General features: G+C 55.2%; 11 protein-coding genes. 2 read left to right on the top strand and 9 right to left on the bottom strand.

The window, feature by feature from the left end; all coding sequences use genetic code 11:
• Positions 1-6 precede the first annotated feature (6 nt).
• From tsaB to ppc, 4 genes are all read right to left on the bottom strand, one after another.
• Positions 7-705: a tRNA (adenosine(37)-N6)-threonylcarbamoyltransferase complex dimerization subunit type 1 TsaB gene (gene tsaB, locus AADB16_RS15875; protein WP_410804709.1), complete on the bottom strand. Its 699-nt coding sequence runs from the start codon at positions 703-705 to the stop codon at positions 7-9.
• 33 nt (positions 706-738) lie between these two features.
• Positions 739-1,392 (bottom strand): adenylate kinase, encoded by a 654-nt coding sequence (gene adk, locus AADB16_RS15880; protein ID WP_309044776.1) that lies wholly within the window; start codon positions 1,390-1,392, stop codon positions 739-741.
• Between the two features lie 201 nt (positions 1,393-1,593).
• Complete coding sequence (locus AADB16_RS15885) at positions 1,594-2,967, bottom strand: HDOD domain-containing protein (protein WP_410804712.1); 1,374 nt, start codon at positions 2,965-2,967, stop codon at positions 1,594-1,596.
• A gap of 61 nt (positions 2,968-3,028) precedes the next feature.
• Positions 3,029-5,674 carry a phosphoenolpyruvate carboxylase gene (gene ppc / locus AADB16_RS15890; protein ID WP_410804714.1) on the bottom strand — a complete coding sequence of 882 codons (2,646 nt, stop codon included), beginning with the start codon at positions 5,672-5,674 and terminating at the stop codon, positions 3,029-3,031.
• A 97-nt stretch (positions 5,675-5,771) separates the two neighbouring features.
• Between ppc and AADB16_RS15895 the strand changes: the two genes are divergently transcribed.
• Complete coding sequence (locus AADB16_RS15895; RefSeq protein WP_309044779.1) at positions 5,772-6,005, top strand: hypothetical protein; 234 nt, start codon at positions 5,772-5,774, stop codon at positions 6,003-6,005.
• A 36-nt stretch (positions 6,006-6,041) separates the two neighbouring features.
• Here AADB16_RS15895 and AADB16_RS15900 read toward each other — a convergent pair whose 3' ends face one another.
• From AADB16_RS15900 to cysM, 5 genes are all read right to left on the bottom strand, one after another.
• The gene (locus AADB16_RS15900) at positions 6,042-6,386 is read right to left on the bottom strand and encodes a pilin assembly protein (protein ID WP_309044780.1); all 345 of its coding nucleotides are present in this window, start codon (positions 6,384-6,386) and stop codon (positions 6,042-6,044) included.
• Between the two features lie 83 nt (positions 6,387-6,469).
• On the bottom strand, positions 6,470-7,324 hold the full coding sequence (gene mazG, locus AADB16_RS15905) for a nucleoside triphosphate pyrophosphohydrolase (protein ID WP_410804717.1): 855 nt from the start codon (positions 7,322-7,324) through the stop codon (positions 6,470-6,472).
• Positions 7,321-9,561 carry a GTP diphosphokinase gene (gene relA / locus AADB16_RS15910; RefSeq protein WP_309044782.1) on the bottom strand — a complete coding sequence of 747 codons (2,241 nt, stop codon included), beginning with the start codon at positions 9,559-9,561 and terminating at the stop codon, positions 7,321-7,323. Before relA ends, mazG begins: the two co-directional genes overlap by 4 nt.
• Positions 9,562-9,625: 64 nt before the next feature.
• A complete protein-coding gene (rlmD, locus tag AADB16_RS15915; protein ID WP_410804719.1) occupies positions 9,626-10,969 on the bottom strand; it encodes a 23S rRNA (uracil(1939)-C(5))-methyltransferase RlmD in 1,344 nt (447 codons plus the stop codon).
• Positions 10,970-10,999: 30 nt separating this feature from the next.
• Entirely contained in the window at positions 11,000-11,893 is an 894-nt protein-coding gene (gene cysM, locus AADB16_RS15920) for a cysteine synthase CysM (RefSeq protein WP_410804721.1), read from the bottom strand.
• On the opposite strand from cysM, the gene AADB16_RS15925 reads away from it, so the two are divergent.
• A complete protein-coding gene (locus AADB16_RS15925) occupies positions 11,894-12,094 on the top strand; it encodes a hypothetical protein (protein ID WP_309044785.1) in 201 nt (66 codons plus the stop codon). It abuts the gene before it with no gap.
• Positions 12,095-12,101 lie beyond the last annotated feature (7 nt).

The following is a 12,101-nucleotide window of genomic DNA, read 5'->3' on the forward strand; positions in this document are numbered from 1 at the left end:
AAAACCTTAATCACGACCCGGTAATTTCTTCCAGGTGATTTCATCGCGGATGTACACCGGTTGCGCCTGTTCTGCCGGCACAGCCAAGCCCTGACCAAACTTCAAAGCGGCCAGGCGTGCTACCCAGGCGGCTCGGGGAATGAGAGATTCATCCACCGCAGTGATCAGGTTTGAAACCACGGGGGGCATCTTGTCGCGAAAAGCCCAACCCTGACCTGCGCCAGCCCACTCCACAACGCCGGGCTCCAGAGCAATCTTCGAAGGTGAACAAACTCGCTCCTCGCCCACCAACTCTGGTAGGCCCGAACGATTCAGGAAGCAGCCCCAATAGACTTCGCTCATGCGGGCATCAAAGGCCACAGCTACGCCATTGCCTTCAGTTAACTGCAGGGTTTCAATGGCACCAAGAGCAACCGTTTCGAGCGAAGATACAGGCACAACAGGGAGGTCTAGTCCCCATGCCAATCCTTGAATCACACCCGTGGCGATACGAACGCCGGTAAAGGATCCTGGGCCACGGGCAAATGCCAAGGCATCGAGATTGGCTGGTTTGAGCCCTTGTTCCGCCAATAACTCTCGCAGCATTGGCATCAGAAGGCGTGTATGGCCTCTGGGTGCAATCTCAAACTTCTCGATAACCTCACCATCAACAAAAAGGGCTGCAGAGCAGCCCTCTGAGGAGGTGTCCAGTGCCAAAAGTTTCACAGGCGTGAATGGCCTCGGTAGAACATCAGTGGATTATTTGAGGCGAGCACTAATCTGTTCGCGAATACTGTCCAGGCTGCCTACGCCTTTAACACTCACATACTCTGGCGCCGCTTCCGGCTGTGTCTTGGCCAGATCCTGGTAGTAGCCGATCAACGGCGCGGTCTGATCGTGGTAGATCTTCAAGCGCTTGCGAACGGTTTCTTCCTTGTCGTCTGCACGCTGCATCAGCGGCTCACCTGTCTCATCGTCTTTACCTTCCACTTTGGGTGGATCGTACTTGACGTGATAAATGCGGCCACTGCCCTCATGCACGCGGCGGCCAGACAAACGGCTAACAATCTCTTCATCGTCCACAGCGATTTCGACAACGTAGTCGATCACAATACCCTGGTCTTTCAAGGCCTCGGCCTGGGGAATTGTGCGGGGAAAACCATCCAGCAGATAACCGTTTTTGCAATCTGGCTGCTTAATCCGCTCTTCAATCAGCGCAATAATGATGTCGTCAGATACCAAACCACCGGTCGCCATTACTTCTTTGACCTGTAGCCCAAGTTCGGATTCCGCTTTTACAGCTGCCCGCAGCATATCGCCAGTGGAAATCTGGGGAATACTAAAACGCTCAGTAATGAATTGGGCTTGCGTCCCCTTCCCAGCGCCTGGTGCGCCTAACATGATGATTCGCATACAGCTGTGCTCCCATTTTCGTTATTAAAGTTTGAAAAACTGTGGCAAAAACCTGAGCCTTTGCGACAACCTCTCCCGTCGAAACCGATGTTGATCAAGTTCGATGATCGCGCATTATACGAAGTCAGGCACTTCAGAGAAAGTCGACCTCCGTATCATCTTCAGAAAACTGACGTATAACGGAGGCGCAGAAGACCATTATCAGGTGTTGAGTGACGATGCCAGAGCATCCAGTTCAGGGGCAACCTGATCGATTTCGGCATTCAACTCATCCACGAATCCAGGCTCCAGTCCCAAGCCATGCAACAAGGAGGGAAGATCATCTGAATTAAACTCGTCGCCAATACCCCGCTCTTTCAGCAACGCGTTGGCCAGCTGAACCATCATCACGTAGTTTTGGTGCTCGCCTTGGTAGCCTGGCTGCTGGTGCACACCTGCGGCTTTGATGACCGGATCAGGCAGCTCCCAAAGCCGGTGCAGAATGCCACCAATGGCACCATGGCCTACCGATATAATTTCCTGTTCACTGCCCTGCCCGAAAACCTGTTGCTCCAAAGACTGCATGCTGGTTTCTGGATTGGCCTCTCGCAGCTTGTTAAGTTCTTTGAATTCCGCTGGAAACAGGTGCCCCACCAGTAGCAAGCCAAAGTTATGCAACAAACCACACAAATAGGCCAAACCTTTGTCTGCACCACAGTGGGGCGCCATGCGCTGGGCCACAAATGCGCAATACAGCGAGTGGCGCCAGAAATTGTCCATGCCCAGAATGCCCGCCTTGGGCACATCGAACGCCCGCACTGAAGCAATGCCCAGTGCTATGTGGGCAACCCGGTCAAAACCCAGCACGCGTGTTACAGCATCCTGAACAGAGTTAATCTGGCCGGGGTAATGAAACAGGGCCGACCGGGCATAGCGCATTACTTGTGCGGTCAAGCTAGGGTCAAACTCAATCAGCTCCGCCAGCTCCCGGGCCGTGGCCTCGGTGTTGGAGGTCAGGCGCAGAATACGCAATGCCAGTGCCGGCATTGGCGGCAGGCGGTACAGCTTTTTCAGCTTACTGGCCACTTCTGCCAGCGTCAGCGCATCCCGGCCACCGTTATTGCCTGGCCCGCGAATAGCCAAATTCCCTTCCCGGCTACCAGCCATAGCCAAACGCAACGAGGGTCCATCCAACTCTACCAAGGAGTGATCTGTACCACTGGAAAACACCACCCGCTCAGCCCGAGCAATACTCTCATCCAGCAACACCGGTAACTCGTAGGCACTGCCAATTGGTGGGGTAAACCCGGGATCACAATCACCAAACAGTCGTATGGTCTGCTGCGCCGTCAGGGGTTGCAAATAGCGCCCCGTTAATTGGCGCAGAGCTTCTGTATCAAGCGCACTGTCGTATTTATGCACAGCCATAACAATGCCACTGATATCAATCAGCAGTGTTGCTTTAATGACGTTCACCCGGGATTCGCCCAACGCAGATACCGCCTCATCCAGGCTGGTAGCCCGGTCGATGGGCAGCTCCTGATAAGCTATACCTTGCTGATTAAAAAAACGCTCCAGTCGCGCTGCGAGAGCCAAAAACACTACTCCTGTTATCTATGGCAGGGCCACTCAGGCCCCATATCCGTTCCCGGTCGATTTAGCCGGTGTTGCGCATTCCGGCGGAAATCCCCGCCATTGTAACCTTAAGCGCGCGTTCTACCAGCTCAGGAACCTCACCCTTACCTTCACTCTCCCGGTCACGCCTCAGTAACTCTGCCTGAAGATAATGCAACGGATCTGTGTAGGGGTTGCGCACCCGCATCGAGTGGGCAAATACAGGCTCGTCTTCCAACAGCTCATCCTGTTCCTTGAGCTCCAGCAGGCGCTGAACGCAACCCTCAAGCCGTGCACCCAAGCTTACGCCGAGTGTTCGGAGCTTATCGTCGTCCAGCAGGGTTTTCTCATAGTAACTGGCAATGCGTAGGTCCGCCTTGGCCAGCACCATTTCAAGCATGTCGACATAGGTACGGAAGAACGGCCAGCCCTGCATCATCTCACGCAAGGCAGGCAAGCGCCCCTCTTTAGCTGCATCTTCCAGCGCCACATCACTACCCAGCCAACTGGGCAACATCAACCGCATTTGAGTCCAGGCAAAAATCCAGGGAATGGCCCGCAAGCTTTCCACTCCGCCACTGGCTTTACGCCGCGCAGGGCGGCTGCCCAGCGCCAATTTACCCAGCGCCTGTTCCGGGGTTACCTGGCGAAAGTAAGGCACAAAATCCGGATTTTCCCGAACTACTTCCCGGTAAGCCCTGAGCGAGCGCTCCGTCAGCCAATCCATGGTGTCTCGCCATGCATCTTCAGGCTCAGGCGGTGGTGCCAGAGTCGCCTCGATCACCGCCGTGGTGTATAGCGTCAAACTTTGCACCGCAAGCTGGGGCAAGCCAAACTTGAACCGGATCATTTCGCCCTGTTCCGTTATGCGGAAGCTGCCATTTACTGACCCAGGAGGCTGGGAAAGAATCGCCCGGTTGGCTGGGCCGCCGCCACGGCCAACGGTACCGCCACGGCCATGGAACAGGGTCAGGTGCACACCATAACGGCCGGCCACCTGAGTAAGCTTCTCCTGGGCCTGATACTGCGCCCAAGCAGCCATTAGCTGGCCGGCATCCTTGGACGAATCCGAGTAGCCAATCATGACCTCCTGGCGCCCCTGACAATAGTCCCGGTACCACTCCACTTCGTATAAGGCGGCCATGCTTTCAGGCGCGCCGCGCAGGTCGTCCAGTGTTTCAAACAACGGCACAACACGCATGGGGAATTTCATGCCGGATTCACGCAGCAGTAAAATAACGCTCAATACGTCAGATGGCTTGCTTGCCATAGAGATTACGTAAGAGCCTAACGCTTCCGGCGTTTGCTGCGCCACCACCTCACAGGTGTCCAAAACTTCGCGCACTGGTTCGGAAGGTTCCCAGTTCCGGGGAACCAGCGGGCGGCGCCCTTGCAGCTCCCGAACCAGAAAGGCTTGCCGGTCTTCTTCGGGCCAGGAAAGATAATCACCCAAACCAAGATACTCCACCATTTCGGCAACCGCTTCCGCGTGTCGGGTGGCTTCCTGACGGATATCGAGACGAATCAAAGGCAGGCCAAACGTATGGGCGCGGCGAATGGTATCCAGCAAGGCACCTTTGGCTATGTGTTCAAGCCCGCACTCCGCCATTGATCGATAACAAAGCTCTAGCGGGGCCGTGAGATCTTCATTTTCAAACAGAATGCCATTGCCGTTAGCAGGTTCGCCATTAATGCAGGCCTCTGCCCAATCACGGGTTTTAATCAGCCGGTCACGTAGTTCCGCCAGCACATGTCGGTAGGGTTCCCGGGAATCGCCGGCAAAGCCACGCAGCTCATCATTCGCCTGCCACATGGAAAGCTCAGCCCGCAGCGATTTGATGTCGCGGAGAAACAGATCTGCGGCCATCCAGCGCCCGAGCAGGAATACCTTTTGGGTTACCTGGTGCGTAACGTTTGGGTTGCCATCGCGGTCGCCACCCATCCAGGACGCAATGCGCACGGGCGTTGCCTGCAATGGTAGCCCTTTGCCCGTTGCATCCTGAAGTGACGCATCAAGATCGGCAAGAAACCGGGGCAACGCTTGCCAAAGGCTATTTTCGATAACCGCAAACCCCCACTTGGCTTCATCAACTGCCGTGGGTCGCTCATGGCGTATCTCATCGGTATGCCAGGCTTCTGCCACAAGCCGGGACAAGCGCTCGGTGATGGCATCTCGCTCCGCCGGCAACAAGTCATCGTGATCCAGACTAGCCAAGCAATCCGACATTTCATCGTATTTCATGATCAATGTGCGGCGGGCGACTTCTGTGGGGTGCGCCGTTAGCACAAACTCCACGCGCATATCCGACACGCATTTATGCAGTGCATCAGCACTCACTCCGCTAGCTTTCAGTCGATCAAACACACCCGCCAATGGTTCAACCATGAGATCCGACTGATGCCCACGCTTGCGGCGAATTCCGTGGTACTGCTCCGCCAGGTTCGCAAGGTTGAGGAACTGGTTAAAGGCTCTCGTGACCGGCAGCAGCTCATCATCGCTCAATTTGCCAAGAAGGCTGACCAGACGCTGGCCAGAGCCGCTTTCCTGCCGGCGATCAGCTTTGGCGGCAGCCCGGATTTCCTCAATAAGCTCATAGCATTCCTGGCCAGGGTGGCGCTGTATGCTCTGGCCCAACAGTTCGCCCAGCATACGGACATTTTCTCGGAGATCAGGGTGTAGCTCGGTCACATTGGCGTCCTTATGGATTGACGGAGACAAAGTAAACTAACGATACTAAGGAACGACTGGAAAAGTCTATTGGCGTTTAGGTGCCTAAGGAGCGACCATGAAAGTCACAGATCTGCCCAAGCAATGGGAGCAAAAGAAAGAGCTTGCAGAGCGCACTCACGAGTACAACCTGAGGCTTCCTCTTGGAGACGCTGCAAGGGTTTCAGCTCTGGCTGAGCTTTACCCGGACCGCAGCGAAAGCGACATTCTCAATGATATGGTGGCCGCCGCACTGGACGAGCTGACCAGCCGTAGCCCGCTGGACGAAAAGCTGGGCAAACGTAAAGAATAACTCATCGATTCCAGACAATTGCCGGAAGACTCGTAATCAGGCAACTGATTCGAGCTGGCGAGCCTTAAGTCGCTTGATATGCTTTTGGCTAAGGCGCACAAACTCCGGTGTAAGCCCCTTATCCTCATACATTTCAAAGCCCTCTTCATCAAAGGCGACTACCTGATCTCCCTGCACATAGGGGAATTCGGCTTCAACCTCATCCAGCGTCACCGTTATCAGGTCGCGCAACAGATCCTGAGGCGATTTCAAAGGATAAAGTGCAGACAAAGCTTCTAGTTGCTGATGGTGCAAATCAGACAAAGCCACAGCATGGGCATCACGGGTAAGCTTTCGGCTTGCGTGCTTATCCCAGTAACTGACCAGATCTTTGATTTTCATCGAACCTGACTCCCGCATCCTGTTGGTGACATCCAGAGCCCCAACTGAGCTCCTGCTTCACTCAGTGTAGACGAAGCTATGGATCAACTCTTCTTTTCCACACCCTTGACTGACTGCCAGATGTCATCGAGCGCTTCAAGTGTTTGCTCGTCGAAGTCGCGGCCTTCCCGAACCAACGCCTGCTCAATCGCCCTGAACCGTGCCTCGAACTTGTGGTTGGTGCGCCCAATCGCCTGCTCAGGATTAACCTTCATAAAACGCGCAAGGTTCACACACACAAAGAGCACGTCGCCCAGCTCATCCTCAACCGCTTCGCGATCGCCTTCACCCAACCCGGCGGCCTGCCAGGCTTCTTTCAGCTCATCAATCTCTTCATGGAGTTTGTCAAAAACCGGGTCTATATTCGGCCAATCAAACCCGTGCCTTGCCGCCCGCTTTTGCAATTTCTCCGCACGGACCATTGCAGGCAGTGCCCGTGCAATTCCATCAAGCCGGCTTGGCGATGGCGCATCCGTTGAAGCTGTTTCTTGCTCCTGCGCCCGCTCTTCCGCTTTGATGCGTTCCCAGCTCTCTTTGATCCAGGCTTCGCCAGGCCGGTTATCCGGGTCAATACGGCTTTCCAGCGTACCTTCGGGGAACACGTGAGGGTGGCGCCGAATAAGCTTGCGCACCAGATTATCGACCACGGAATCAAAACTGAAACGGCTTTCTTCGGCCCCGATCTGCGAGTAGAAAATTACCTGAAACAGCAGATCGCCCAACTCATCCTCAAGGTTTCGAAAATCCTCCCGCTCTATGGCATCTGCCACTTCGTGGGCCTCTTCCAGCGTATGCGGAACAATGCTTCTGAAGGTTTGCTTCGCATCCCAGGGGCAGCCGGTTTCAGGATCGCGCAGCCGGGCCATCAACACTTTCAGATCGTCAATGGAGTAAGTCATGAGCGCTTACGCCTTACGTCGATAATGTTGGGCAGGTTGCGGATCTGGGCCAGCAACCGCGCCAACTGGTCCAGACTGGAGATTTCCACCGTCACTATCATGGTTGCAGTGTTGTCATCCCGGTTGGTCATGGTGTGGAGCGATAGAACATCACTCTTTGAAAGCGACAACACCTGGGTAATATCGCGCAGCAGACCCGACCGGTCGTAGGCTTCAATTTCGATATCCACCGGGTAAACAGACGCCTGCTGACCACCCCAACTCACCTCAATAATCCGGTTTGGCTCGAATTCCCGCAAGTTCAGGAATGTAAGGCAATCCTGCCGATGCACCGTCACACCCCGCCCGACGGTGATATAGCCACCTATGGCATCTCCCGGCAGTGGTTTGCAGCATTTCGCCACCTGGGTCTTCAGCTTGCCCACACCCAGTATGTGAATATCCGACTCAGTATCGTATGGCTTGCGGCGCTGGGCCGTCAGCTTCAGATCAAGCTGTTCGGATTTCGGCTCCAGCATTTGCTGGGCAACATTAGCCACATGCGCAGGGCGCAGGTCACCCGCTCCCACCGCCGCAAACATATCTTCGGCGTTGTGATAATTTACTTTTACCGCCACCTGGCTGAAATCCACGTCGTGCAACGACAAGCGCCTGAGCTCGTCTTCAATAATGGCGCGCCCATCAGTAACGTTGCGTTCGCGGTTCTGCTGTTTGAACCAATGCGTTACCTTGGCCCTTGCGCGGGAGGTCTGAAGATAGCCCAGGCTGGGGTTCAACCAGTCCCGGCTGGGAGAGGGATTGTTCTTGGACGTGAGCACGAATACCTGCTCCCCGGTTTTCAGGGGATAGGTCAGCGGCACTATCCGGCTGTCTACCCTTGCGCCCCGACAAGCATGGCCGATCTCGGTATGCACCCGGTAAGCAAAGTCCACAGGGGTAGCGCCCTGTGGCAAATCAACCACGTGCCCATCGGGCGTGAAGACGTATATCCGGTCTGATACAACGTCCGTTTTAAGGTGATCAGCCAGGCCGGAGAGATCGCCCAATTCTTCCTGCCACTCCAGCACCTGACGAAGCCAGTTGATCTTGGCTTCATAGCCGGAGGCTTTCTGGTTTTTATCCGTGCCCTTGTACAACCAGTGCGCACACACACCCAGCTCGGCATCTTCGTGCATGTCGTGGGTGCGAATCTGAACTTCCATTACCTTGCCATCAGGCCCGATAACCGCCGTGTGCAGAGACTGGTAACCATTTTCCTTGGGGTTGGCCACGTAGTCATCAAATTCATTAGGAATGTGACGCCAAAGTGCATGCACAATCCCAAGCGCCGCGTAGCAGTCTTTGACCTCCGGCACCAAAATGCGCACAGCTCTGATGTCATACACCTGAGAGAAGTCGATGCCCTTAATGCGCATTTTCCGCCAGATGCTGTAGATATGCTTGGCACGACCGGAAAGCTCGGCGTCGATACCAGACGCTTTCAATTCCCCCTGAAGCGTGCTGATAACACGGCGAATATACCCCTCGCGATCAAGGCGCTTTTCATCCAGAAGCTTTGCGATTTTCTTGTACGCAGTCTCATGGAGGTAGCGAAAGGAAAGATCTTCCAGTTCCCACTTGATATGCCCGATACCCAGGCGATGGGCCAGGGGCGCGTATATATCAAATACTTCACGGGCCACCCGCATGCGTTTTTCTTCAGGCGCATTCTTGACGCCGCGAATAGCACAGGTGCGTTCCGCAAGCTTGATCAACGCCACCCGGACATCATCAATCATGGTGACCAGCATTTTGCGAACGTTGTCCAGCTGGCCCTCACTTTGCCCAAGCACATTGCCTTTGAGAGGGTGGTGTATGGAGGAAATGGCCGCCATCTGCTGAACACCGTTGATCAGCATGGCCACTTCGTCGCCGAATTCCTTGCGGATAACCTCCAGCGCGACCCGCTCCTCCCGCACCGCCCGGTAGAGAATGGCGGCAACCAGGCTGGTTTGATCCAAACGCAGCTCTGCGAGCACCTGAGCCATTTCTATGCCGATGCGAAAACTGCTGGAACCAGCCGCCCACAGACGATCTTCACGGTAGGCCTGTAGATCTATTTCAGCAGCTTTTTCACAAGCCCTGCGGAATTGCGCCACATCATCCAGATGGGTCTGCGAGGATATCTGCTGTACCCAGCCATCGATATCAATCTGGCCATCGCCATCCACTGCATAGTCTTCGCGAACTTTTACCATATCTGTTTTGTTATTCCTGGTGGTTCACACAGCCATCCTTTGCTGCGCACAACGACATTCATTGTCAGCCGCGCTCAAACAGCGCAATCGACTCCACATGCGTGGTATGAGGAAACATATCCATCACTCCCGCACGTACCAACCTGTATCCATTTCGGGCCATTACGCCCGCATCACGAGCCAAGGTGGCGGGGTTGCAGGACACATACACAATAGTCTTGGCACCAAACGCAGTCAGGTACTTGCAGATCTCTTCTGCCCCCGACCTTGGCGGGTCGATCAGGATTTTATCAAACCCCTCCTGCGCCCAACTCTGGCCTGTGAAGTCACCGTGCAGATCCGCGCCGTGGAACGCAACGTTCGTAAGCCCGTTCAGTTCCGCATTCTCCCGGCCCCGCACAACCATCGCATCGTCGCCTTCAACGCCAATCACTTGGCCACCCTTGCGCGCAAGGGGAAGCGTAAAGTTCCCCAGCCCACAGAACAGATCCAGAATCCGTTCGCCGGGCTGTACATCCAACCAATCCACGGCCCTGTGTACCATGGCTTTATTGATATCCGCATTGACTTGCGTAAAGTCCATGGGATGGAACTTCATGGTCAGGTCGAACGCGTCAAGCCGGTAGCTGAGCCGTTCATCCTGCCGGCCAGTCGATTCCGGCCAGATGCGGTGAACGGTATCCGGCCCTTTCGGCTGCAGATAAATATGCAGCTCGTGGGCCTGCCCGAACGCAATCAGCTTTTCCCGGTCGCCGGTGCTCAGCTCATCCATATTGCGGAAAACCATGGCCGCTGTGTCGTCGCCACAGGCAATCTCTACCTGAGGAATGCGGGCATAGGCATCCATGCTGTGCAGTAACTCGCGCAGCGGAACAACGCGCTCACCAATGCGCGGATCCAGCACCACGCACCGATCAATATCCGTAAGAAAGCTGTTGCGCTTCTCCCGGAAACCAACCAATACCGATTCTCGGGCTTTCACGTAGCGCACACCCATGCGCGCCTTGCGCCGATAGGCCAACGTGCTGTCCGGGCGTAATGGCTCGATCCACTCCTCAGGCTCTATACCGCCAAAGTGCGCGAACTGCTCGCGCAGCGTGTCTTCCTTGAAGCGGATCTGGGCGTCGCTGCTCATATGCTGAAGACTGCAACCACCGCACAGGTCTGCGAACTCGCATGGAGGTGTTTGACGGTCAGGAGCTGACTCCAACACTTCTAGGGTGCGCAGCTCATCAAATTTGCTTCGGCTAGATACCACTTTGGCCATCACTGTTTCGCCTGGCAAGGCGCCATCGACAAACAGGATTTTGCCATCCTGACGCGCTATGCCACGGCCATCATGGCTAAGCTTTTCCACTTCACAGCGCACGGGTTCCGTAGGAAGTACCTTCCTGCGTCGTCTGCTCATAATCTGTTCTCTTGGTGTCGTCAGTCAGGTTCAGGTGTTTGGGAACACACCCGTGGATAAGTAGCGGTCGCCGCGGTCACAGATAATGGCTACGATAATGGCGTTTTCAACCTGGGCAGACAGTCGAAGTGCAGCGGCGATGGATCCGCCAGATGATACGCCACAGAAAATCCCTTCTCGTTCAGCCATGGCGCGCATGGTGTCCTCGGCTTCTTGCTGGCCAATATCGAGCACCTGATCCACCCGGGCCGCATCGTATATGCTGGGCAGGTAGGCTTCCGGCCAACGGCGGATGCCTGGTATGGAGGCGCCCTCTTTAGGCTGCAAGCCAATAATGTTGATATCGGGATTGCGCTCTTTCAGATAACGGGACACGCCCATAATAGTGCCGGTGGTACCCATGGAACTGACAAAGTGCGTTACCCGCCCCGCTGTCTGTTCCCAGATTTCAGGGCCTGTGGTGCGATAATGCGACAGCGGGTTGTCCTGGTTGCTGAACTGATCCAGCACCTTACCCTTGCCTTCCACCTGCATTTTCAACGCCATGTCTCGGGCCACTTCCATGCCTTCTTTCTGGCTCACGGTAATGATCTGGGCACCGTAGGCTCTCATGGATGCACGGCGCTCTTCGCTCATATTGGCAGGCATAATAAGCACCAATCGGTAACCCTTTATGGCGGCTGCCATTGCCAGAGCAATACCGGTATTACCGCTGGTCGCCTCAATCAGCGTATCCCCGGGCTGAATCTCGCCACGGCGCTCCGCTTCCTGAATCATCCCCAGGGCTGGCCGATCTTTTACAGAACCCGCCGGGTTATTGCCTTCGAGCTTTGCCAGAATTACATTACTGGTCTCGCCAGGAAGACGCTGTAATCGAACCAGAGGCGTATGCCCGACATAATCTTCTACTGTTGGAAAATGCATATGAGAACCCTGTGGTACACTTTTGCGTGGCATGATACGCCTTATGGCCCCAGTCGCCCAATACAGCTTCTCGCTAAAACCATGACTGAAGGCTATATAAGCAACGTATTTTTCGGCTCCGCCGGCTTGGACAATCAAATCATCCGCGCCCGGATGGCCTACTATTACAAGGACGTAACCCGCCCAGACAGGCGGCGTTAAGTTATTT

The organism is Marinobacter sp. KMM 10035 (assembly GCF_046537445.1).
GTDB lineage: Bacteria > Pseudomonadota > Gammaproteobacteria > Pseudomonadales > Oleiphilaceae > Marinobacter > Marinobacter sediminicola.

Bases quoted from the DNA above. Each gene is read 5' to 3' on its own strand.
- relA (WP_309044782.1), bottom strand. From the start codon at position 9,561: ATGGTAAAAGTTCGCGAAGACTATGCAGTGGATGGCGATGGCCAGATT.
- adk (WP_309044776.1), bottom strand. From the start codon at position 1,392: ATGCGAATCATCATGTTAGGCGCACCAGGCGCTGGGAAGGGGACGCAA.
- rlmD (WP_410804719.1), bottom strand. From the start codon at position 10,969: ATGAGCAGACGACGCAGGAAGGTACTTCCTACGGAACCCGTGCGCTGT.
- cysM (WP_410804721.1), bottom strand. From the start codon at position 11,893: ATGCATTTTCCAACAGTAGAAGATTATGTCGGGCATACGCCTCTGGTT.
- AADB16_RS15895 (WP_309044779.1), top strand. From the start codon at position 5,772: ATGAAAGTCACAGATCTGCCCAAGCAATGGGAGCAAAAGAAAGAGCTT.
- AADB16_RS15925 (WP_309044785.1), top strand. From the start codon at position 11,894: ATGAGAACCCTGTGGTACACTTTTGCGTGGCATGATACGCCTTATGGC.
- mazG (WP_410804717.1), bottom strand. From the start codon at position 7,324: ATGACTTACTCCATTGACGATCTGAAAGTGTTGATGGCCCGGCTGCGC.
- AADB16_RS15900 (WP_309044780.1), bottom strand. From the start codon at position 6,386: ATGAAAATCAAAGATCTGGTCAGTTACTGGGATAAGCACGCAAGCCGA.